The sequence below is a fragment of the Rhodococcus sp. OK302 genome, assembly GCF_002245895.1.
Taxonomy (GTDB): domain Bacteria; phylum Actinomycetota; class Actinomycetes; order Mycobacteriales; family Mycobacteriaceae; genus Rhodococcus_F.
Window position 1 is genome coordinate 4,179,786 of sequence record NZ_NPJZ01000001.1, and the last position, 23,145, is coordinate 4,202,930.

Annotated in this window: 21 protein-coding genes and 1 pseudogene; 6 read left to right on the forward strand and 16 right to left on the reverse strand. The window is 61.1% G+C overall.

Annotated elements, in window-relative coordinates; all coding sequences use genetic code 11:
- Nucleotides 1-66 precede the first annotated feature (66 nt).
- From tatA to pafA, 4 genes are all read right to left on the reverse strand, one after another.
- A complete protein-coding gene (gene tatA, locus BDB13_RS19235; protein ID WP_094273072.1) occupies nt 67-336 on the reverse strand; it encodes a Sec-independent protein translocase subunit TatA in 270 nt (89 codons plus the stop codon).
- A gap of 122 nt (nt 337-458) precedes the next feature.
- The gene (locus BDB13_RS19240; protein WP_094273074.1) at nt 459-1,436 is read right to left on the reverse strand and encodes a helix-turn-helix transcriptional regulator; all 978 of its coding nucleotides are present in this window, start codon (nt 1,434-1,436) and stop codon (nt 459-461) included.
- A complete protein-coding gene (locus tag BDB13_RS19245; RefSeq protein WP_094273076.1) occupies nt 1,433-2,446 on the reverse strand; it encodes a helix-turn-helix transcriptional regulator in 1,014 nt (337 codons plus the stop codon). The genes BDB13_RS19240 and BDB13_RS19245 overlap by 4 nt, the downstream gene beginning before the upstream one ends.
- A 43-nt stretch (nt 2,447-2,489) precedes the next feature.
- Complete coding sequence (gene pafA / locus BDB13_RS19250) at nt 2,490-3,848, reverse strand: Pup--protein ligase (protein WP_217902135.1); 1,359 nt, start codon at nt 3,846-3,848, stop codon at nt 2,490-2,492.
- 143 nt (nt 3,849-3,991) lie between these two features.
- Here pafA and BDB13_RS19255 point away from each other — a divergent pair, with 143 nt between their 5' ends.
- Nucleotides 3,992-5,413 (forward strand): bifunctional phosphatase PAP2/diacylglycerol kinase family protein, encoded by a 1,422-nt coding sequence (locus BDB13_RS19255; protein WP_176459734.1) that lies wholly within the window; start codon nt 3,992-3,994, stop codon nt 5,411-5,413.
- Between the two features lies 1 nt (nt 5,414).
- Here the strand turns inward: BDB13_RS19255 and prcA are convergent, their stop codons facing one another.
- The 4 genes from prcA to dop all read right to left on the reverse strand — a co-directional run bounded on the left by prcA (nt 5,415) and on the right by dop (nt 8,902).
- Entirely contained in the window at nt 5,415-6,191 is a 777-nt protein-coding gene (gene prcA, locus BDB13_RS19260; protein ID WP_094273082.1) for a proteasome subunit alpha, read from the reverse strand.
- Nucleotides 6,188-7,066, reverse strand: a complete 879-nt coding sequence (gene prcB / locus BDB13_RS19265; RefSeq protein WP_094273084.1) for a proteasome subunit beta — start codon at nt 7,064-7,066, stop codon at nt 6,188-6,190. Before prcB ends, prcA begins: the two co-directional genes overlap by 4 nt.
- Nucleotides 7,063-7,257: a ubiquitin-like protein Pup gene (locus BDB13_RS19270; RefSeq protein WP_003944925.1), complete on the reverse strand. Its 195-nt coding sequence runs from the start codon at nt 7,255-7,257 to the stop codon at nt 7,063-7,065. Before BDB13_RS19270 ends, prcB begins: the two co-directional genes overlap by 4 nt.
- A 145-nt stretch (nt 7,258-7,402) precedes the next feature.
- Complete coding sequence (gene dop / locus BDB13_RS19275; RefSeq protein WP_094273087.1) at nt 7,403-8,902, reverse strand: depupylase/deamidase Dop; 1,500 nt, start codon at nt 8,900-8,902, stop codon at nt 7,403-7,405.
- A gap of 57 nt (nt 8,903-8,959) precedes the next feature.
- Here dop and BDB13_RS19280 point away from each other — a divergent pair, with 57 nt between their 5' ends.
- Nucleotides 8,960-9,532, forward strand: coding sequence for an NUDIX hydrolase (locus tag BDB13_RS19280; RefSeq protein WP_094273089.1), 573 nt, complete (start codon nt 8,960-8,962; stop codon nt 9,530-9,532).
- Here the strand turns inward: BDB13_RS19280 and BDB13_RS19285 are convergent.
- From BDB13_RS19285 to BDB13_RS19295, 3 genes are read right to left on the reverse strand one after another with little or no spacing between them, the layout of a single operon-like run.
- Nucleotides 9,519-10,919: a WS/DGAT/MGAT family O-acyltransferase gene (locus BDB13_RS19285; protein WP_094273091.1), complete on the reverse strand. Its 1,401-nt coding sequence runs from the start codon at nt 10,917-10,919 to the stop codon at nt 9,519-9,521. The genes BDB13_RS19280 and BDB13_RS19285 overlap by 14 nt on opposite strands.
- On the reverse strand, nt 10,916-11,863 hold the full coding sequence (locus BDB13_RS19290; protein WP_094273093.1) for an alpha/beta fold hydrolase: 948 nt from the start codon (nt 11,861-11,863) through the stop codon (nt 10,916-10,918). The genes BDB13_RS19285 and BDB13_RS19290 overlap by 4 nt, the downstream gene beginning before the upstream one ends.
- Nucleotides 11,860-13,356: a flavin-containing monooxygenase gene (locus BDB13_RS19295; protein WP_094273095.1), complete on the reverse strand. Its 1,497-nt coding sequence runs from the start codon at nt 13,354-13,356 to the stop codon at nt 11,860-11,862. The genes BDB13_RS19290 and BDB13_RS19295 overlap by 4 nt, the downstream gene beginning before the upstream one ends.
- A gap of 134 nt (nt 13,357-13,490) precedes the next feature.
- Between BDB13_RS19295 and BDB13_RS19300 the strand changes: the two genes are divergently transcribed.
- Nucleotides 13,491-14,708, forward strand: coding sequence for an Rv1453 family transcriptional regulator (locus BDB13_RS19300; RefSeq protein WP_094273097.1), 1,218 nt, complete (start codon nt 13,491-13,493; stop codon nt 14,706-14,708).
- A gap of 47 nt (nt 14,709-14,755) precedes the next feature.
- Here the strand turns inward: BDB13_RS19300 and BDB13_RS19305 are convergent, their stop codons facing one another.
- The 4 genes from BDB13_RS19305 to BDB13_RS19320 form a co-directional block, all read right to left on the reverse strand.
- Complete coding sequence (locus tag BDB13_RS19305) at nt 14,756-15,967, reverse strand: AI-2E family transporter (RefSeq protein WP_094273099.1); 1,212 nt, start codon at nt 15,965-15,967, stop codon at nt 14,756-14,758.
- Between the two features lie 192 nt (nt 15,968-16,159).
- A complete protein-coding gene (locus BDB13_RS19310; protein WP_094273101.1) occupies nt 16,160-16,372 on the reverse strand; it encodes a hypothetical protein in 213 nt (70 codons plus the stop codon).
- Nucleotides 16,373-16,583: 211 nt separating this feature from the next.
- The gene (locus tag BDB13_RS19315) at nt 16,584-17,450 is read right to left on the reverse strand and encodes a hypothetical protein (RefSeq protein ID WP_094273103.1); all 867 of its coding nucleotides are present in this window, start codon (nt 17,448-17,450) and stop codon (nt 16,584-16,586) included.
- A gap of 47 nt (nt 17,451-17,497) precedes the next feature.
- Nucleotides 17,498-19,870: a LuxR C-terminal-related transcriptional regulator gene (locus BDB13_RS19320; RefSeq protein ID WP_176459623.1), complete on the reverse strand. Its 2,373-nt coding sequence runs from the start codon at nt 19,868-19,870 to the stop codon at nt 17,498-17,500.
- 820 nt (nt 19,871-20,690) lie between these two features.
- On the opposite strand from BDB13_RS19320, the pseudogene BDB13_RS33035 reads away from it, so the two are divergent.
- The 3 genes and pseudogenes from BDB13_RS33035 to BDB13_RS19335 all read left to right on the forward strand — a co-directional run.
- Nucleotides 20,691-20,822: pseudogene (locus tag BDB13_RS33035) on the forward strand (hypothetical protein); the annotation flags it as partial.
- Nucleotides 20,823-20,952: 130 nt separating this feature from the next.
- Nucleotides 20,953-21,528 (forward strand): NADPH-dependent FMN reductase, encoded by a 576-nt coding sequence (locus tag BDB13_RS19330; protein WP_094273107.1) that lies wholly within the window; start codon nt 20,953-20,955, stop codon nt 21,526-21,528.
- A gap of 209 nt (nt 21,529-21,737) precedes the next feature.
- A complete protein-coding gene (locus tag BDB13_RS19335; RefSeq protein WP_254922880.1) occupies nt 21,738-22,382 on the forward strand; it encodes an MspA family porin in 645 nt (214 codons plus the stop codon).
- A 52-nt stretch (nt 22,383-22,434) separates the two neighbouring features.
- On the opposite strand, the gene BDB13_RS33040 is transcribed toward BDB13_RS19335, so the two are convergent.
- Nucleotides 22,435-23,118: an LppP/LprE family lipoprotein gene (locus tag BDB13_RS33040; protein WP_094273111.1), complete on the reverse strand. Its 684-nt coding sequence runs from the start codon at nt 23,116-23,118 to the stop codon at nt 22,435-22,437.
- Nucleotides 23,119-23,145: the final 27 nt, after the last annotated feature.

Consider the following 23,145-nt stretch of genomic DNA (forward strand, 5'->3'; position numbering starts at 1 on the left):
CCTGGTCTTGGTCAGCAAACAACCGGGGTGAACAAAGTTCTCACCCCGGTTAGAACGCAGCGTGTACTAGAGCGACTTGATTTCGGTCGGCTGCGCGATCGGTGCAGCTGCACCGTTTGTCGCGACAGTTGCCGCCGGAAGCTGAGCCGGAGCCGGAGCGACGACGGGTGCAGCGGTGGTCGCTGCGTCGTCGTTCTGCATTTCCTTCACTTCACTCTTGAAAATGCGTAGTGACCGGCCGAGCCCTCGAGCTGCGTCGGGAAGTTTCTTCGACCCGAACAGAATAACGACGACAACAGCGACAATCAGCCAATGCATCGGCTGCATTGCACCCATAACGACCTCCCATGATCAGATTCTTCGATGCTACCGGACACAACCGGCGTCCGGATGCGTAAAGGCCCGACTGCGGCTACCTTTAACCTGTTTGTTTCCTGTACGCCACCTGTGAAGGCGCGTTACGAGCCGATCGTGTCGTAGGCATCGAGCGCCGCGATTGCCCGGTTATGGACCTCCACGACTAGTTCCGGCGGGCCGAGGACTCGGACGCCTTCGCCGAATCCCAGCACCAACCGTGCCATCCATTCGAGTGTCCCGAAACTCATTCCGGCCTCGACACTGCCGTCGGCGTTCACTTTCTGAACGTCCATCGGGTAGTAGTCGAGCATCCACACGCAGTTCTGGGCCACGAACAACCGAGCTTCCGGTAGCGAACCGTCTCCACTGAACAACTCCAAGCTGGAATCGTCCGCCAGCGCATGCGGCGGCGGGTTCGACTCTTCGTCGAGTTCTACCGCGTCGTCGATGCGATCGAATCGAAACAGCCGAACCCCCTCGGCCTGCCGGCACCACGCTTGCAGATAACTGAAGTTGTCGACCAACACGATCCGGACCGGATCCACGACGCGCTCGGAGACTGCGTCCCTCGATGCCGAGTAATACGTCAGCTTCAGCGCATGTCGATCCGCCAATGCCGCCCGCACTGTTGTCGTGACCGGTGCCTCGGCGACGTCCACGTCCGGTTCGGATTCACTGCCACGACCAGTAGCCTGCGCCGCGGCAGAGCCTGCTGCATCCTCGATCTTGGCAATCGCCCGCTGCGCAGCCGACGGATCCACCATCCCCGGCATCTCGACCAAGGATCGCAAGGCGATCAGCAAGGCAGTCGCCTCGGTCGACGTCAGCCGCAGTGGACGGTCGATGCCCGCCGAGAACGTGACTTCGATACTTTCCTCGGAGAACGACAGGTCGATGAGATCGCCGGGCCCGTACCCGGGTAGGCCGCACACCCAGAGTTGATTGAGATCGTTCATCAACTGCGTCGTACTGACACCGAGTTCCTCGGCGGCCTCGGCAGCGCTGATACCCGGATTCGCGATGAAGTAGGGAACGAGGTTCAGCAATCGCGCCAGCCTCGACGACAGACGATTACTCATCGATTGTTTCCCTTCGAGTCGATACTTGCCGACAGCGAAGCCGCGCCGTGAAGTTTCGCGATCACATCGGCGCGCAGATCCGGCGGATCCAGAACGAGTGCGTCGACGCCGTGGCCGGCGATCAACCGGGCCGTCCATTCCCACGACCGGACGGGGATCGACAAAACGGTCCCTTCACGATCGGTCAACGTCCGATCTGTCGATGACGATGCAAGCCTGCGCAATTCGTGGGCACGGTTCGCCGCCACCCACACCGTTGCGGTACCGGTGACGACGCCGGAACCCGTCACTCGGTCCACTACTTCCCGGAGATCGAGTCCCTCAGGTTTGTGAACCGCACCGGCCGGACCGAATTCACGAACGTCGTCGCCGATGCGTGACAGCCGAAATGTTCGAATGGCATCACGGTCGACGTCATGTCCGACCAGGTACCACTTGCCGTTGTGGGTGACGACGCCCCACGGTTCGACAGTGCGTTCCGTGAACGGTTCATTGAGCGCGCCTCGGTGCTGGAAATGAACTGCGCGCCCGGCATCGACTGCTGCGAGTAGCTTGCCCAGCGCGGGTTCGGAACCTCGGGTGCGGGCCGGGATAGCCGTGACCGGGGCGGCGGGAACCTCGCCGTCGACCTGCACACCGGCCGCCCGAAGTTTGAGCAGCGCACTCTGCGCGGCAGCAATCAACTCCGGAGATTCCCACAACTGCACTGCAACGGCGACCGCCGCAGACTCTTCACTGGTCAGATCTACATCCGGAAGCTCATAGGCATTCCTGTTGATGCGATAGCCCTCAACCGTCGAAAACCGGCCGGCAGGACCGGTTTCCAACGGAACACCCAGGTCACGAAGCTCATTCTTGTCGCGTTCGAACATTCGACTGAACGCTTCGTAGTTGGCGGAATCGTTGTAACCCGCCACCGAGTCACGGATTTTCTCCGCGGTGAGGAACTGCCTGGTGGACAGCAAAGCAATCACCAGGTTCATCAACCGCTCGATCTTCGATGTCGCCACGCCGAAATCCTAGTGGCTCGCCGGTAGCGGGTACGCCCCTGCGCTACATCGACGCGATGAGCCGCTCCACTCTCTCGTCGACGGAACGGAACGGGTCCTTGCAGAGCACGGTCCGCTGAGCTTGATCATTGAGCTTGAGATGCACCCAGTCGACGGTGAAGTCTCGCCCGGCAGCCTGCGCTGCGGTGATGAAATCGCCGCGAAGTTTCGCGCGTGTCGTCTGTGGAGGGTTGTCGACGGCCTCGTCGATGGTTTCGTCCTCCGTGACCCGCTTGACCAAACCCTTGCGCTGCAGAACGTCGAAGACGCCCCGGCCACGTTTGATGTCGTGATAGGCCAGATCGAGTTGAGCGATCTTCGGATCCGACAGATCGAATCCGTGACGATCCTGGTAGCGCTGGAACAGTTTGCGCTTGATCACCCAGTCGATCTCGGTATCAACCTTGGCAAAATCCTGGGCTTCGACGGCGTCGAGCATCCGGCCCCACAGATCGACGACCTGCTCGACCTGCGGATCGGGTTCACGATTCTGGAGGTGCTCGACGGCCTTGGAGTGGTACTCACGCTGGATGTCAAGAGCACTCGCCTGGCGTCCGCCGGCCAATCGGACCGGACGTTTGCCGGTGACGTCGTGGCTGACCTCGCGGATCGCGCGAATCGGGTTGTCGAGTGCAAAGTCCCGGAACGAGACTCCGGCCTCGATCATCTCGAGAACCAGCGCAGCCGAACCGACCTTCAGCATCGTGCTGGTCTCGGCCATGTTGGAATCACCGACGATGACGTGCAGGCGACGGTATTTCTCGGCGTCGGCATGCGGTTCGTCTCGCGTGTTGATGATCGGGCGTGAACGCGTCGTTGCCGACGAGACACCTTCCCAGATGTGCTCGGCGCGCTGAGAAAGACAGAACGTGGCGGCCTTGGGTGTTTGCAGGACCTTTCCGGCGCCGCAAATGAGTTGTCGTGTCACGAGGAACGGCAGAAGGACATCGGAAATCCGCGAAAACTCGCCAGCTCTCGCGACGAGAAAATTCTCGTGGCAACCGTACGAGTTCCCCGCAGAGTCGGTGTTGTTCTTGAAGAGGTAGATATCGCCGCCGATCCCCTCCTCGGCTAGTCGCTCTTCCGCGTCGATGAGCAATTCTTCGAGCACACGCTCACCCGCGCGGTCATGATTGACCAACTGGATGAGGCTGTCGCACTCGGCCGTCGCGTACTCGGGGTGTGAACCCACATCGAGATACAGCCGGGCTCCGTTGCGAAGAAAGACGTTGGAACTTCGCCCCCAGGACACCACGCGGCGGAAGAGGTACCGGGCAACCTCGTCGGGGCTCAGTCGCCTGTGCCCGTGAAAGGTGCAGGTAACGCCGAATTCCGTCTCAATACCCATGATTCGTCTCTGCACACTTCGACAGTACAACCAGAATGCCCGCTTCACCCGTGTAGTCGAGGAGCCGTCAGATCACGAGTCGACAACGGACACAACCGGCATAGGGTGTCCAGGTGAGCAACATTCGTCGAAAACTTGTACGCACCGACGCCAAACTGATGGAAAGCACTGGCGCGCTTCAACCTTCCGGACTTGATTCGGCCATGCGTTTCCTCTCGCGCGCCGCGAATCACGGGGTGTTGTGGATGTTTGTCGCCGGAGGACTCGCATTGCTCGGTGGGCGGCCGAGACGCGCAGCGGCTCGCGGAATGCTCGCGTTGGCCGGATCGAGTGCACTGGCCAACGGAATCCTCAAACCGTTGTTCCCCCGGCGCAGGCCCCCGGCCCGGGTGTGGCTCAATCCGAAGCGTGGTGTCCAAATTCCCACCTCCTCGTCATTTCCGTCCGGGCATTCGTCCTCGGCAGCCGCATTCACGACAGCCGTTGCAATGGAGGCTCCCCTAGCCGGTGCCGTCATCGCGCCGCTGGCTGCTGCCGTCGCCTATTCGCGCGTGCACAACGGAGTGCACTGGCCGTCCGACGTCTTCGCCGGAATCGCCGTCGGCGGGGCTGTAGCTGCAGGAACACGCCGCTGGTGGGCCGTTCGCGACGAGGAACCAGCCGACCTCGGTCCCGAATGTGTCGTACCCGCACTGCCCGGCGGCGAAGGGCTCGTCGTCTTCACCAACCCGGGGTCGGGCGATGAAAACGACGGCATCGTTGATTCGATTCGCGCATCACTCCCCGACGCCGTCATCGTCGAATTCGATCCGGATATCGACTTCGACAAGCAAATCGAGGCGAAGATCGCCGAGTTCAAGCCCCGTGCCTTCGGAGTCTGCGGCGGCGACGGCACAGTCGTCACGGTGGCCGACGCGGCAACCCGACACGACATGCCGCTCGCAGTTTTCCCGGGTGGCACGCTCAACCATTTCGCCCGCGACGTAGGAGTAGTGGACGTCGACGACACCGCTCGAGCCATCGAGACCGGCCAGGCCGCATTTGTGGACCACGCCGTCGTGACAACCGATGCCGGGGTGAGCGCACGGTTTCTGAACACTGCCAGCCTGGGTGGGTACCCGGACGCCGTTCGGTTGCGTGAAAAGTGGGAACCCCGCTTCGGCAAGTGGCCGGCCGCGGGAGCAGCGATGATCCGCGTACTCGCAGCCGCGGAACCGATGTCTGTCACCATCGACGGTACGCAGACCAGCATCTGGATGCTCTTTGTCGGGAACGGCCGCTACTCCCCCGGCGATCAGGTTCCGATGTCACGTCCCGAACTCAACCAGGGACTACTCGACGTGCGGTACCTGCGCGCCGACCGGCGACTCTCCCGCACTCGACTGCTGTTTGCCGCTGCGACAGGAACATTGGGCAGTTCAAGGGTGTACGTTCGCGTGCTGGTTTCATCACTGTCGGTGAATGTCGCCGACAGCCCGGTCGCGATTGCCACCGACGGTGAGGTTGTGGCAGACGCGCGCCGGTTCGATTTCGAAACCGAACCGGGCGCGGTGGCCGTCTACAGAATTAAGCAGAACTAGCTCAGGAGGATGCGTCGCCTTCGGCGGGCGGCGCATCCTTCTTTTTGTCTTCGACATCCGCAACCGGAAGCATCGCTTCCAGTGCCTCACCCGAGATCCGTTTGAATGCGCGACGCGGACGATTGTTGTCCAGAACGGCAACCTCGAGCGCCTCGACGGTCAGTATCCGCGGTTCCGCTTCGGCCGTTCCGACTGGTGCCGGCCCGCCCTTCTGCAAAGCCCCGACCGCGATACGCACTGCGGATTCAAGATCGAGATCCCGCTGATACGTCTCGCGCATCGCCGTCACGATGGGCTCGGTAGTGCCGCCCATGACAACAAACGACTGCTCATCGGCGATCGAACCGTCATACGTGATCCGATACAGCTGAGCCGGCGTACTACTGCCGAAACGGCCGATTTCAGCGACGCAGATCTCGACCTCGTACGGTTTGGGCTGCTCCGTGAAAATGGTGCCCAGCGTCTGCGCGTACGCATTGGCCAGCGAGCGACCCGTCACGTCACGGCGGTCGTACGAGTAGCCCCGCATGTCCGCGTGCACGATGCCCGCACGGCGCAGATTCTCGAACTCGTTGTACTTTCCCACTGCCGCAAATCCGAGACGGTCGTACAACTCACTGACCTTGTGCAACGCCGTCGACGGGTTCTCCGCGACAAACACCACACCGTCTCGGTACGTCAACACGACAACGCTTCGTCCGCGGGCAATTCCCTTGCGCGCCAACTCCGAACGATCCCGCATGATCTGTTCGGCTGATGCGTAGTACGGCATCGTCATAACGCAGAATCCCCTTCCGGACTATTGAGCGCGGAACGCGTCGCCACAATCTCTCGCGCGATCTCGGACGCCTTGGCCGTCGACAGTTCTACCGCCCCGGCCGCAGTGATCGTGACCGCCGTGGGATAGATACCGCGCGTCAAATCCGGACCACCCGTTGCCGAGTCGTCGTCAGCCGCGTCGTAGAGCGCCTCGACTGCCAATCTCAACGCAGTGTCTTCGTCGATACCCGGCGAATACAGCTTCTTGAGAGACGACTTTGCAAACAGTGAACCCGATCCGACGGCGTGATAGCCGGCGCGTTCCTCGTACCGGCCACCGACGACGTCGTAAGACACGATCCGGCCCGCAGTGAGCGGGTTGGCCGCATCAAGGTCGTATCCGACCAGAAGCGGCACTACCGCAAGCCCCTGCATTGCTGCACCGAGATTGCCGCGCACCATCGACGACAAACGATTTGCCTTGCCGTCGAATGTCAACGACACGCCTTCGATTTTCTCGTAGTGCTCGAGTTCGACGGCAAACAACCGCACCAATTCAATGGCGATGCCGGCGGTGCCCGCAATACCGGCGGCCGAGTAGTCGTCGGTGACATACACCTTCTGTACATCGCGACTGGCGATGAGATTGCCCATCGTTGCCCGACGATCTCCGGCCAGAAGCACACCACCGGCATAACTGATCGCGACGATGGTGGTTCCGTGCGGAGCGAGATCGCCCCCGCCCATGACTACACCTCCCGTGTCGGCGAAACGGTTCTGCGGAAGATGTTCCGGTGCATGCACTCGAAGATATTCCGTGAACGACGACAGATTGGAGCCGAAGCTCAGCCGTGTGTCCCCGTCAGCTAACCGGGGAGCGCGACCGCCCGTCACTGGCCGCCCTTCTGGACATACGCGCGAACGAAGTCCTCGGCGTTCTCTTCCAGCACATCATCGATTTCATCGAGTAGGTCGTCGGTTTCAGCAGCTAACTTCTCACGACGCTCCTGGCCGGCACTACCGTCGCCGCCCGTGGTTTCGTCGTCTTCGCCGCCACCGGCACGCTGCGTCTGTTCTTGAGCCATCGCCGTCGACCTCCTTATGTGAAGGGAGCTCTCGCGAGCATCCTGTTCGGCCCAGCAGAGTCGGTAACTGATCCCGCTCGGACCTTTACCCTACCGAGCGGCACCGTCACGTGCCGGGAGACGCGACGATGAATCTGTACGGGAATCAGTGGGTGAGCTGATCCACCAACTCCGCTGCGCTGTCGACAGAGTCGAGCAACGCACCCACATGGGCTTTGGTGCCGCGCAACGGTTCCATGGTCGGAATCCGGATCAACGACTCACCGCCGAGATCGAAGATCACCGAATCCCAGCTTGCCGCAGCAATGTCACCGCCGAATCGGCGCAGGCATTCACCTCGGAAGTAAGCGCGCGTATCGGTCGGCGGATTGCTCACTGCGTCGAGAATCTGCTGTTCCGTGACAAGCCGTTCCATCGATCCACGGGCCACCAAACGGTTGTACAGCCCCTTGTCGAGGCGCACGTCCGAGTACTGCAAATCGACCAAATGCAAGCGCGGCGCAGACCACGCCAACCCTTCACGGTTGCGGAAGCCTTCGAGCAGACGCAATTTCGCCGGCCAGTCGAGAATGTTCGCGCACTCCATGGGATCCCGCTCGAGTAGATCGAGGACCATCGCCCACTTTTCGACGATGTCGTCCGCCCGCGGGTCTCGATCAGTCTCACTGTCGAGGAACTTCGCGACGCGATCGAGGTAAATCCGTTGCAGTGCAAGACCTGTCAATTCACGCCCGTCAGAGAGGGCGACAGTTTTGCGCAGCGTCGGGTCGTGACTGATGTGATGAACAGCGGTGACCGGACGGGCCAATTGCAGATCCGTGAGGTCGACTCCCGCTTCGATCAGATCCAGTACCAGAGCCGTCGTTCCTACTTTGAGATACGTCGACATCTCGGCCAGGTTTGCATCGCCGATGATGACGTGCAAACGCCGATACTTGTCGGCGTCCGCATGGGGTTCGTCGCGAGTGTTGATGATCCCGCGCTTGAGCGTCGTCTCGAGGCCGACCTCGACCTCGATGTAATCGGCGCGCTGAGAAAGCTGGAAACCGGCTTGGTCGCCGGACTGCCCGATCCCGACGCGTCCGGAACCGCAGATCACCTGACGTGAGGCGAAAAACGGCGTCAGTCCGGCAATGATGTCGTTGAACGGGGTGTCGCGCGAGCACAAGTAGTTCTCGTGGGTTCCGTACGACGCACCCTTGCCGTCGACGTTGTTCTTGTACAACTGCAACCGCGGCGCACCCGGAACACTGGACGCATGCCGTGCGGCGGCTTCCATGACCCGTTCCCCGGCCTTGTCCCAGATCACCGCGTCGAGCGGATCCGCAACCTCGGGTGCCGAGTACTCCGGGTGCGCGTGATCGACGTACAGGCGCGCACCGTTGGTCAGAATCATGTTTGCCGCACCGATCTCGTCGGCGTCGATCACGGGAGCAGGCCCGCTCAACCTCCCGAGATCAAAGCCGCGGGCATCACGGAGCGGCGATTCGACCTCGTAGTCCCAGCGTGTGCGCCGAGCCCGGGGAACCCCCGCGGCCGCCGCATACGCCAACACCGCCTGGGTGGACGTGAGTATCGGATTAGCCGAAGGCTCACTGGGTGAAGATATTCCGTACTCGACCTCGACACCGATAATCCGCTGCATAACTTCGAGACTATGCGATCGAGCATGATTACCCGCAGTGGTGGCACAGTAGTAAGAATGGATCAGCCGCCTGCCGCCCAGCCGAACCCGTCGGACGAGGTTGTTGCCGTCTATGACCGAGACGGCAATCCCATCGGCCAGACGCCCCGCTCAGTCGTCTACCGGGACGGTCTGTGGCACGCCAGCGCCGGTGTTCTGGTGCGCTCCACAGACGGTCAGCACGTGTACGTTCACCGCAGAACTGCCTGCAAAACCGTCTTCGGTGGTCATCACGACTGCATCGCCGGTGGCGTCGTAGATCCGGGAGAATCTCCGTACGAGACCGCTGTGCGCGAGGTGGGCGAAGAACTCGGGATCTTCGGCACCAAGGATGCGCCGTTGCGACTCGAGGAAATTGCGCGAACAACCTGGGACGGCCAGTGGGACGGACGCGCACTACGCTGCCATTTGTTTGCCTTCGAGCTCAGGTACGACGGCCCGATCCACCATCAGCCCAGCGAAATCGCCGACGGATGGTGGTGGACGCCAGAAGAACTCGACGCCCACCTGCAGGATCCGTCGTGGCTGTTTGTTCCCGATACCCGTGTCCTGCTGGCCGACTACTGCTGGCGCAGCGTCAGCCAGAAGTAACCCCGCTTGCGGCCTTCGGCGTGGTCGCTGTCGGGTGATTTTCCAACGCAGACAAGCTGTCTTCGAGGTGACCGAGCAACCTCTGCAGATGCGCGACGTTTCGTCGGCAGCCGATCAACCCGAACTCCAGGTTCCCGCCGTAACTGAGCACGGTGATATTGAGCGACTGTCCTTCGATCGGCATCGACACCGGATACCACGCCTCCAACGAGGCGGCATGCCAGAACAATCGCTCGCGCGGACCCGGCACGTTCGAAATCACCACGTTGTACGGCGGCGGTACGGACGCGGCGAATCCGGGGATCACATTGATTCCACTCGGCCCGATCGATGTCAACATGCCGATCGTCGACAATTGGAGCTGAGTGCGGCCTCGCATCGTTTCCTTGGCCGCGACCATCGACGCCTGGATGCTCCTCAGTCGCGTGGCCGGATCACTGATATCACTGGCTAGCCGGCACAGCACCATGGTTACGGCATTGCCGTCCCCGTCCGTTCGGCGCAGGGCGACGGGAACAGCAGCCACCAATGATTTCGACGGCAATTCATCCTCGGCGCGTAGGTACTCTCGCAAGGCACCAGAGCACATTGCCAACACGACGTCGTTGAGTGTGGCGCCGTACCGCTTGGCTACCACAGTGATCCGCTCGAGCGACCAGGACTGCGACGCGAACCGGCGGGCGCCCGTCAACGGCCGGTTCAGCACTGTCATGGGCGCGCTGAACGGCAGTGCAGCGTCAGGATTTCGGACCCCGACGACTGCCGCGCGGGCGAGCGTGGGCAACACTCCCACCATGTTTCCGGCCAGAACTCCCGCCCGGGCCAGCGGCGCGATGGAGGCTGCGGCGGGCGCGACCAACGGTACGGTGCGGCGCGGACCGGGAGACCACAGTGCACGCAACACGCCGGTCGGCTCCCGAGACAGCATGCGCATCGTATTCCGGACCGCATTCACCCCGTCGGTCAGAGCGTGATGGACCTTGACGTAAACGGCGAATCGGTTGTCGTCCAGCCCCTCGATCAGATGAAACTCCCACAGCGGACGGTGGCGGTCGAGCAAGCTGCCATGTAATCGAGAGACCAGGACAAGCAGTTCACGGACCCGTCCGGGCCCGGGTAGCGCCGAGAGCCGAACGTGATATTCGAGGTCCACGTCGGCGTCGTCGGCCCACCGCAGCGCGCCGAGAACGGGACCGGGCCACGCCGGCTTTCGCCGATACATCGGTGCGAGTTCAGTGCACTCGAGCAGTTGTCGGTGGAGCGTCTGCAGGTAATCGGCGGGGACACCTTCCGGCAACCGGAAAATATGCAGACCACCGACATGCATCGGATGCTCACGGGTTTCCGACGCCAGGAACATGGCATCGAGCGGCGAAATGAACGTCATGATCGGAGTTCCGTTGTCTTCGGTAATCGGTTGAGGCCAGATCCCGCTTGTTCAGCTGCCCTTCCGGCGTTCTGAGCGATCAGCTCGAGGATCCGGTTGATCACTCCGGGGGCGAGGTCATGGCCCATTCCGGCGACGGTGACAAGGTGGCTGTCGCGAATCGCCGCCGCGGTCGAGCGTCCTCCGCTGGGAGCCACAATCAGGTCACGATCACCGTGGATTACGACAGTCGGAGCGGTGACGTTGCGGAGTTCGGCAGTGCGATCACCGGACTTGAGGATCGCGTTGATCTGCCGCGCGACCCCGGATCCGGCCATCGGTCCCGGCCCCCGTTCCCATGCACCGGCGGCGTAGTCGGCCGCCGCTGCCTCTTCGAACGGGAATCTACGACCGGCGATGTGCCGCATCAATTCGAGGTGGCGCAGGATGAACGAATCACGTTTCCGCGCAGCAGGTTTGGCTAGCAGTCTCAGTGTCGACACTGCGGGTTGCCCGACCCGCGAATTCCCGGTCGTGGAGAAGATCGACGTCAGCGATGCTGCCCGATCCGGGTGCCGGGCAGCGACGGTCTGGGCGATCATCCCGCCCATCGACATTCCGACCAGATGCGCGCGTGCGATGCCGAGGTGATCCAGCAGTCCGACAGTATCTTCGGCCATATCCCCCAGGTCGTAACCGTCGGAGCGGGGCCGTCGGGCGAGGCGCCGGAGAAGGCTTGGCGGCTTGGTCGTTGCCCAGGTCGACCGCCCGACATCGCGATTGTCCGGCTGAATGACGTAGAACCCACGCTCGACCAGACCGTCCACCATTGCTGTCGGCCACGAGGTCAAATCCAGAGTCAGCCCGGCAATCAGAACAATTGGTCGCCCGGCCGGATCACCGGATGTTCGAAAGCACACGCGGTTCCCGTCGGTGCGCACGAAGAAGCGATCAGTGATGCTCATGCCTTGCTCGCCTTGGATGCAGCGGCACTCCGAGCGCCGGCCGTCAATTTCAGGTTGGGGTCGACGACAGTGTCTCCGCGGAGCATTTTCACATCGGTGTGGTAGCTCATCGAGGTCAACCACGGCCGCCCGGTGCCTTGGCGCGGCAGATCACCCATTGCCCGCTGCACGTATCCCGCCGAAAAGTCGAGCAACGGACGGGTTTCCATAGTCGCATTGTCCAGTTCGGGGCGGGCGGTGTCGAAGCCGTGTTCATCCATGTGGGCCAACAACCGGCAGAAGTGCTCGCAGAGAAGACCAACTTTCAGCGTCCACGACGAATTGGTGTAGCCGATGGCGAACGCGAAATTCGGCACGCCGGTGATCATCATGCCCTTGTAGGCCACCGTATCCGGCAGGTTGACCGGCTTGCCGTCGACGGACAGCGACATCCCGCCGAAGGCCTGCATGTTCAACCCGGTAGCGGTGATGACGATATCGGCTTCGAGTTCACGGCCCGATTCCAGACGAATACCCCGCTCGGTGAATGTCGCGATGCGATCGGTGATCACAGAAGCACTGCCATTGCTGATCGCCGCGAACAGGTCCGAGTCGGGCACCGCGCACACCCGCTGATCCCACGGGTTGTAATTGGGGCTGAAATGCTCGTCGACGGGATAGCCGTTGGGAAGTTGCCTCGCGTTGAGATGCCGGATCAGTCTCCGGGCCGCACCCGGATGCTTCTGGCAGAACTGGTACACCACACGCTGTTTGACGATGTTCTTACGCCGGGTCAACGCGTATCCGCGCTTGTCCCCCAGTACCTTCTTGGCAATGTTGGCGAAGGCGTCCTTCGACGGCACCGGCATGATGTACGTCGGTGACCGCTGCAGCATCGTGACATGGCCGGCGGTGCGGGCCATTGACGGAATCAGGGTCACGGCAGTAGCGCCACTACCGATGACGACGACCTTCTTGCCGCTGTAGTCGAGGTCTTCCGGCCAATGCTGGGGATGCACGACCTCTCCGGCGAATCGTTCACGACCCTCGAAATGCGGGGTGTAGCCCTCGTCGTACCGGTAGTAGCCACCGGCGCAAAAGATCCAGTTGGCACTGATCTGAAGCACTTCGCTGGTGTCCGTCCGCTCGACGTCGACAACCCACCGTGCCTCGGCGCTCGACCATGCCGCACCGAGCACCTTGTGATGGAACCGGACCTTCTCGTCGATACCGTTCTCCGAGGCGGCCTCACGTAGATAGGTAAGGATCTTGTCGGCGCTGGCGATGGCGTGTTCATCGCGCCACGGCTTGAACTCGTAACCGAACGTGTGAAGATCGGAATCCGAGCGGATCCCGGGATAACGAAACAGGTCCCAAGTACCGCCGGTGGCACCCCGCGCTTCGAGGATGGCGTAGGTGCGACCGGGGTGCTCCTGCTGAAGGTAGTACGCAGCGCCGATGCCGGAGATACCGGCGCCGACGATCAGCACCTCGACGTTCTCGATGTGGGTCATGATTGTGACTTCTCCCTGTTGGGGTTGAAACGATGTGACAATCGTCTCGTAGCGAACACTCTCGGCAACAGGTCAGAACATCTCAATTTGCCCAGATGGTGGTGCAGATTGCACCACCACCGTAGGGTTACCGGATGTCCTGGAACCCACCCTCTGCGCAGGTCCAAGACCTGATCCGGCAATGCGCACAGGTCGTGGTCAATGCCCGACCGGCATGGCTCGACGAAATGGATGACGCCGTGCTCGGGGCCAACCCGACAATCGCGGCGGACCCCGAACTCGCCGCAGCTGTCAGTCGCAGCAACCGTGCAAACATGCACTTTTGGGGGACCGCCAACGTACGAGCCCCGGGGGTACCGGTACCACCGAATGCCGGACCCGAACCGATGAACGTCGCCCGCGAGTTGGTTCGCCGGGGACTCGACGCGTACTCGCTCGATGCTTACCGGGTCGGTGAAGGAGTGGCCTGGCGGCGGCTGATGCAGATCGCATTCGAGTTGACCTCGGATCCATCGCTGCTGAGCGAATTACTCGACGTGTGTTCCCAATCGATCAGCGCATTCGTCGACGAAACGCTGGCCGGCATCGCAACTCAAATCGAATTGGAACGCGACGAACTCACCCGCGGCACACACGCTGAACTTCGCGAGACCGTCGCCCTGATTCTCGGCGGCGCGCCTATCCCCCGTCGACGGGCCGAAGGCCGGCTCGGCTATGCCTTGACCGGCCCACATACAGCCTCAGTCATCTGGACCGACAACCCCGACGGTGACCTCACCCGGCTCGACCGGGCAGCCGAGGCCTTCGGGCAGGCAGCTGAGGTGCCGCGCCCACTGATCGTGTTGGCCAGCACGGCAACCCGGTGGGTGTGGGCGCGCAGCGGAACCGTCGATACGGACTCGCTGCTGCGGACGATCGGCTCTGCGCCCGATGTCCGGATTGCGATCGGACCGAACGCCGACGGCATCGCAGGCTTCCGCCGAAGCCACTTCGATGCCCTCACCACTCAACAGATGATGGCCCGTCTACATTCACCGCAACAGATCGCGAAGTTCACCGACGTCGAACTGGTCGCGCTTATTACCGCGGATGCCGATCGTGCCGGTGCGTTCGTCAAGCACGTCCTGGGTGAATTCGAGTCAGCGAGCCCTGAACTTCAGGAATCGGTTCGGACTTTCGTCGCCGAGCAGTGCAACGCATCCCGAGCTGCGACTCGGCTCTACACCCACCGAAATACTTTGCTGCGCAGACTTGCCCGCGCCGACGATCTACTTCCCCGCCCACTCTCCGAGTCCAGCGTCAACGTGGCGGTTGCGCTGGACGTACTGCGATGGCGCGAAAGGGATCGCTGACGCCGCCACATCGGCAGCGTCAGCGACAATGGGTATAGGAAGTGGAACTAGTGGCCCGGTCCAGTGGCCGGGACGCTGTCCGCATCAACCGGCGTTTCGGGTTCTGCTTCCGGGTGCTGCGACTTCTCGTTCTCGTCGTCACGGTCGTCGAGTTCCCCGCCGGTGCACTCACGATTCAGAGTTACTGCCTCCGTCGCCGGAATCGTGTCTCGCAAGAGGATATCGGCCCACCGAGTCGACGGATCGATATCCACGAGAAACGCTTTCGCCATCAGTGTCAGCGGAATTGCGAGGACTGCGCCGAGAGGACCGAGTACCCAGGACCAGAACACCAATGACAAGAAGGTCAGCGTGACGGACAGTCCGACCGCATCACCGACGAACTTCGGTTGGATCACCGATTGGATGATGACGTTGATGAGACTGTAGAGCAGGATCACCGTGACCATGGATCCCACGCCACCTTGCATGAGCGCCAACAGTGCCGGTGGCACCAACCCGAGGACGAACCCGATGTTGGGGATGTAGTTGGTGATGAAGGACAGCAGACCCCACAGGATTGGCAGCGGGATGCCCAGCGCCCACAACAACCCCATGTCGAGAACCGCGACGATGGCGCCGAAGATCGTCGACACGATCAGATATTTTCTCGTTCCGGAAGAGAACGATGTGAATGCTCCCGCAATGTCCGGTCGCGCCGCCAACAGTGTGTGCATGCGCTCGGTGTAAGAACTGCCGTCCACTGTCATGAACAGCAGCAACACCACCAAGAACACCAAGTTGGAAAGCAAGCCGAGGGTACCTTCGAGTACCCCCGTGACGGCACTGACCAGCACTCCACTGTCGATACCGGAGAGCAGGCTCTGCACCTGATCGGATCCAATGCCGTTGTTACTCAACGTGCTTTTCACCGAATCGACAAGTTGGTCGAAATCGTCCGCATAGGCCGGGAGCAGCGTTCCCAGTCGAGCTACGGAGTAGATGAGGAAAAAGACGAGCGTGCTCAAGATGCCGTAGACCGCAACCAGCGCCAACAGTGTCGCGAGCCATCGCGGTAATCCCTTGCGCTGCAACCATCCCGGCAGAGGATGAACGGCCACGGTCAGCATCAGTGCGAGAAAGACAGGCCCGATGACACTCGAGAACGCAGTTAAGCCCGCCACTGTGACGATCAACCCCGCCAAACCGAGCAGGACGATCACACCGCGTGGAAGCATCCACGCCGGAGCGCTGTCCAGTCTTTCGACCGTGTGCGCCATGTATTTTCCCCTTCGAAGTTCACGAATCGAGCTAACGGGAAGAGACTTCCACCCGAACTCGAGTACATGCATCACCCGAAACAGATGAGTCGTGCGCGCACTCGAGGCCTCCCGTTCCGACAGATCGAAATGCCATGTGCTGCAATGGCTGTGACAATTTTTACAGCAAGGGCAGAGTGAGCTGCGTTCGAACTAGTCCGGGAGTCTGCGCATCTCCACCACTGTCAGTCCCAGTACGTCGAGTCTGGCCATGATCCCGCGCATTTTCGAGGAGTCCCCGACCCGACCGTACAAGCTGGTGCATCCTCCGACAGCGTCTGCGACATCGAGCTCCGGGAAAGCTGCAGCGACCCGCTCCGAGACTTCTCCGTCGATGAGGAACTGATATCGAGTGGGAACGCTCATCAACAGCCATCTTCCTCTCACCGGCGCGAAAGCGCCTGGTACTGGCCAAATTCGTGGATCCGACGGCGGCCGCAGGCCAAGTTCGGATCGCAGCAACATGTCCCTTCAGTGTTCCCGATCCCTACCTCGCAGCCCTCATCCCTAGCGGATGAGGAACGACACGCACCTCCCGAACTTCCTGACGGCACAGACATAGTCGTCGACGACGCAATCACCCAGCAGCAGGTATGGCGACCGGACTTTCTGCGCTACACCCACTGCGTAGCCATGCTCCGGCGCGGCTTGGTTCACGCGAGAACGAACTGCAGATGCACGCGGCAACGACCACAATTGCGGAAAAGACGAACAACCAGCCGACCAACGTGAACATCACACCCAGGACCCCGAATTGTTCCTCGGATGTGCGAGCCATCCGAGGCAGGAACAATGCGCTCACAACATGTAGAACTGTCAGTCCCGCACCGGTGAGAATCCCTGAACACCAGATCATTCGCGGGCTCAACTGTCGACCCGTCAGCAAACGTGGGACACCTGACCAGGCGAGGACCCACACCGCGAATACGACGAGTGGTTCGAGGATCGGACCGAGTGGGCGAATCCCGGACAACGCACTGCACCACATACTCGAAGCGACTGCGACAGCGATCAACACGACCACGGCCATCCACCGCCACGCCTGCCGAACGGTCACCGCTTGGACCATCCACAGACGTCCGTACATCCTGCCGAGCGCCCGAGCATAGGAGGTTGCACTGATCACCAACATCGACACACCCACCACTCCGAACGCCGCCGAAGCAGACGATTCAGTACCTAACCCAGACAGGGCAATTCCGAACTCGCCGCGAATCTTCGACGCAAGCGGTTCGAGTTGCTCCAGCGTTGCCGCAGCAATGATCACCGGTAATAGCGACGTGAATGACTGCGCGGCCAGCGTCATCGCACTGTCGACAACGTCCGCCCGCGCAACATCGAGTGACACCCGAAGGGCCAGTCGACGCTCACTCGTTGCGGTTGTCCAGACTTCGATTCGGTAGCGGAATTCAGCGAACACGGCCGTTATCGATTTTTGCCGCATAGCCAGAATGATCCGATCAGCTCGAGATAAGTGTGACGACAAAAAATCTAGAGAAGTCCGACGGACCGTGCTTCCAGCAACGCTGCCCGGCGGTTTCCGACCTCGAGTTTGCGATAAATACCGCGCAAGTGCGTCTTCACCGTATTCACCGACACCCACAAAGTCTTCGCGATTGCTTCAGCAGTGTCACCGGAGGCAAGTTCGCGCAGAACACTGAGTTCTGTCGGAGTCAAAATCTGCCGACCCGTCGATTCTGCCGGACCCAGTCGCTTTCTTATCTGTTCTGCAAAGTCTTCGTTCTCCCCGAAGCGGCCGGTGAAGATAGCGAGCATCGGGCGCACTATCGACTTCATATCCAGAAACGGTCGAAGAACGGTGCTTGTTCGCGCCCGCGTCAACGCTGTGACGAGTGCCGCGCAGGCGTAACTCTGATGACCTTGCCTGGTGTGGATACAGGCGTCGAGGAGTGCCAGGTATACCGGGCCGGACAGGACGAGTTGGTCAGCGGCGGCGGTCACGGTGTCGACTTCACTCCGTGCGTCGGAAAGCTTTCCCGTGGCGAGATATATCGCGGCACGTCCCAGCCTGATGTCGGGTGTTTCACCGAACTGATCGGATGCCTTGGAAATGATCCTCGTCGCCCATTCCACTTCACCGATATTCAGGCAGGCGTGGACTACGAGGGGGATCAACGACAACGTCGCCATCGGGTGATCACCGTCGGCAATCAGTCGAATAGTCGTATCACGCAACGTCGCCGCGAGCGGTCGCCGATCGTTGGCTGCCAGGTCCAGTTGCTGCAGCGCGAAGGTAACTGCTGCACGCAAACCGAACGCTGGTACGTCGACTCCCAGAACATTGACGGGGGTGAGGTCGGCAAAGTCGATGACGGTCGTCGGGTGAGGAGGCTCGGCACGCAAGTATTCGGCAAGCGCTGCGACCGACGCACTGTGTTCGGTGATCGGGCGGTTTCCCGCGGTGTTCCTGGCGGCGTATCGAAGTGCGAAGTGCGCCCGCTCCGACATTGCGGCGATATCGGCCGAGTGTCCTGAAGTAATGGCGATATTCGTGATTGCCGCGAGAACAACTGCGGTCCGATGACGCAATTCTCCCAATGCGACGGCTCGTTCGAGGCAAGTCACGGACTCGCCGAAGGCGTAGCCGAGATTGTGCGACATCCCTAGTTGCAGGTTCACGTAGGCGTCGATGTCGCAGTCGCCGGTTGCTTGTCTACCGGCGAGATCTCCGGTCAGTCGGGAATGCCCGGGTTCGGCGAGGCATCGTACGGTTTCGAGCTGCAGGGCGCGGAACAGGGTGCACTGCGCGTCAGTTGGCCACGTGGACTTTTCCAGAAGGTCGATATAGGTCGTTGCCGTAGCGAAGTCTCGACTTGCCACCGCTGCCGCTAGTTGCAGCAGGCGAGTGCCCAGATACTCCCCTACTTCGGTGGGCACGCGAGAGAGCGCACCGACCAGTTCCTGGCCGTATCCGTCGAGGACGATACCGAATCCTCGGCGGTCCAGAAACGCTCTCGTACGTTCGGGGTCACCGACAATCGTTTCGTGTTCGAAAGCGGTGAGATCGTGTCGATGCGCTTCGAACCAGGCACTCGCGTTTCGGTGCGCATCCCGCACGGCAGAAGCATCCGTTCGGCGGTACTCGGCGTACAAGTAGGCCCGCAGCATGGGGTGATACGAGTACCACGTCAGCTTTTCGGTGCTATCACTGCGCGCGATGGGCATGTTCACACGCTCGAGCTCGGCCACTGTGGCGGCGGCAGAATCACCCGCCAACTCGACGGCCAACTCCAGCGTGAAACTTGTGACGACCGACGTGCGCAGCAAGAATTCTGTTGAACGCCGCGGCAGCACCGAGATTAGCTCTCCTACAAGGAAATCCGATACCGGACGAGGAGTGTTCGCAAATTCCGCAACAGCTTGGGCGATGTCCTGCCGCCCGGCCAGATACATTCCCGCGAATCGAACCAGAGCCCCCCAACCCTGGGTTCGTTTCACAACGGTATCCAACGCGCGATCATCGAGATCAACCCCGCAGTTGCCGAGGACCGTCGCAATTTCGGTAGCGTCAAACGCAAGCTCGGCTGATTCGACGCGAAAGAGTCGCCCGTCAAGAGAGAGCTTGTGCCACATCAGCGGCGGTTCGTATCGAGCCGAGACTAAAACAGACAGATTTGCCGGCGTCGCGCTGAGAAATCGATCGATAAAGCTGACGACGATAGGGTCGTGAATTTCGTGAGCATCGTCGAGGATCAATACGATCGGAGTTTCGAGCGCCTCTATCTCCGAACAAAGATCACCGATGAATCGATCGAACGCGTCGAAACTTGCGGGCGGGCGAGTGCTCGCCAGGGGCACCGATCGCGCGAGGGCCGCGAGGAGCGATGCGCAAAATACCGACACATTGTTTTCGTGCTCGCTCAGGCTCAGCCAAGCGCACCTTATCTGTGTACCCGCTTCAATCTCGATACACCATTGACTCAGCAACATCGACTTGCCGGTTCCGGCAGGAGCGCAAAGGAGTGTCACATGCCCTTGCTGTCCGGCGTGGTCGGTTGCCGAATTCAGAGTGGCATACAGGCGAGATCGTGGGATGAGCCCAAATTGTCTGGGGGGTGGTCCGAATCTGGCGAAATCACTGACGGTGCAATCGACAGGATCAGACCGCTCCCCGCTGACGAAGTAGCCTCGACGCGTATCTGGCAAGCAGAGCACGTCATCGGTCATCGAAACCTCCAAATGAATGCCTCCAACCTTCCGAATACGCCCGTACCAGTCCATCAAAACACCTCGGACATCAGGCTTTGTCATGCGCGACGAGAATTCACCCCCAGGGGGTGAATGCAGACTGAGCAATATTGCGACGGCGAATGCGGCCTTAGGCTCGATTGAAAACCAGCGTGAATAATTCCTGGCCGAACCTCATATCGCGGCGCTGTCGGTATCGAACGGTTCCCAGCGTCGCGCGATTGCCACGCGGGCGGACGCCCGTGACGTTTGCACTCCTCACATGGTGGGTAACACGACTTTCGATGCTGCCTTTGTCACCGACAGTCGTGCGCAGACCACGTGACACGTCGATTGCGACGTCCAACGGCCATCTGACCGAACCCAACTCGGCCGACGCGTCACTTCCGCGTCCAGATGCGCAACGAAGGATCGGAAATCCTCATGGGATCGACCCCGGTGAGCGAGCCGCGAAGGTGGTCGTCCGCCGACTTTCGTGCCGACATCCGCTGGCAGGCAGCTGAACTGGACCTCGTCACCATCTTCAAGGCTTACCACGGCACGCACCGGGGGAACATTCCTCGGCATCGAACCGACGGGCCGGAAAATCCACTTCGAGACGGTCCACGCAATGCGGCTGCGCGACGGAAAGATCGTCGAACACTGGGGAGTTGCCAACCTGCTCTCCTCACGCAGCAGCTCGGCGGCGTGCCTTCACCCGGAAAGTAGCCCACACACGCAGGAACGGACACCCCACAATGACCAAGATCGCGATTATCCTCGGCAGCACCCGACCCGGCCGCATTGGCGCACCCGTCGCGCAGTGGGTCCTCGACCACGCCAAGGAACGTACCGATGCCGACTACGAACTCGTCGATATTGCGGACTACAACCTGCCGCATCTCGACGAGACGCTACCTCCGTCAATGGGGCAGTACTCCCAGCCTCACACCAAGCGATGGGCAGCCAAGATCGCATCCTTCGACGGTTTCATCTTCGTCACCGCCGAGTACAACCACTCGATACCCGGCGCACTGAAGAATGCCATCGACTTCGTTTATGCAGAGTGGAACAACAAGGCGGCGGGTTTCGTCAGCTACGGCAGTGCCGGCGGCACACGCGCCGTCGAACACCTCAGGCTGGTGATGGCCGAGGTTCAGGTTGCCGATGTCCGCGCCCAAGTTGCGCTGTCGCTGTACACCGACTTCGTGAACTTCAGTGAGTTCACTCCGGCAGCCCATCACGCCGCATCACTCGGAGTGCTCTTCGATCAGGTTGTTGCGTGGAGCAGTGCTCTCGCACCCCTGCGCGGCGGTGCCGCCGTTGCTCGCTAACCGAACCACCGTGCGGCGGAGCCCGTTTGGACTAGCTGTGACACGGGTACTTCAAAAGGGCTTGCCGTCGAACTCGTTCCGGCAGCCTCGACGGATTCCAACCTCGAAAGTTGTTGGGTAGGCGTCGGAAACCACAACCGAATGGGATGGTGTTCGTCGTGAGGACTTCACGGGTTTGTGGCGGCCCATTCGGGAATAGGTCTCGGTTCGTGGTGGTCGGGGCTGCCACGGTCCTTGTCCTCGCCCTTGGCAGCACCACCGCGTCGGCCGGAATCGACAACTCCAGCTCGATCGTCGATTCCAAAGGAAACCGGATAGAAGTCCTGCAGAGTGACACATTCATCCATTCGAGCCCTCCGCTCGACGGCTCGCCCCTCAGTGTCGAGTTCTTCCACGATGGCGCAGCCAGTGTGAAGATCGATGGCCCGGGCGCCGGCGGTTTCACCGGTACCAAACTGACGATCGGCTATCAGATCGGCTACCCCATCTCTTTGCCCGGTGCGATCGTCGTCGTCAATTCGCCCAACCTCGACTGGGCGTTGGCGACCGACAACCACCTGAATATCGGAATTGCGTCCAATCCGACGCGTGACCGGGCAGGAGGGACTGCGGGAATCGGAGGCAACATCATTCCGTCGCAGCAACTACTTCTCAATCTGGCTCCGGGCGGAATCACTGATGTGCCACTGCTGGCAAACCAGCCATTCGACGGTCCGGAAGCCACGGTGCGTTTGTCGGGCGTTCACGGATATGTGCAGGGTGCTGTCGGCCCGGTAACTATCCGTCCCTACGCAAAAGTGGTCACTTCCCAAGGTGACACAGTAGTGACTTATGGTGTGCAGCAACACCTTTAAAGAATTTAGCCGTGAACAGATTTTTGAGCTCGCCTGTCCCGGGTGGAACGATTCAGCCCGTCACCTGCACCGGAAGCTGATCGAGCATCTGTACCGACGACCCGTCCCACAGGTAGCGCACGATCACCGGACCACCGGTGGGATCAGCGGTGACGTCACCTGGTTCCAGCCACTTGTACTGCACCTCCACCGTGTAGTCATTTCCACCGACCACCTGGGTGAACGCGGTCGGCTTCGCGGTCGCGGTGCCGAGATACTCGCCGCCGGCAAAGAACAAGACGTTCGTCGGCGAACTCCCCGTTGCGCCCTCGATATCAGCAGTCACCGACACCAACGTCGAGCAGGGCGCACCTGCCGACGTGGCCCGCCATGACCGACCAGAAAATGGTTCGAGCGATTGAACCGCTTCGCTCACGACCGGCGAACTGATATCGACGCAGGCCCGTGCCTCCGGAGGCACGTATGCAGGCGGCGGCGGTGTCTCCGATTCAGGTGCATCGACGACAGTCGAGTGCAGCGAACTCGCCGATGGCATTTCTGACGCGGGAACAGTAACCGGAGTCCGGCTCACCGAAACGGGCACGGTTGACGACGATGAACCCACGCTCACAGGTCCATCGGTATCGACACCGGAACACGCGGTGAGGGCCAATGAAAAGAGTCCTACAGCGACAAACAACTGACGATTCTTCATATGACGTAAATCCCACTCAATCCGCTTACTGTTACACAGCATTGGGGTTAAGCGTGAGCGATCCGCACC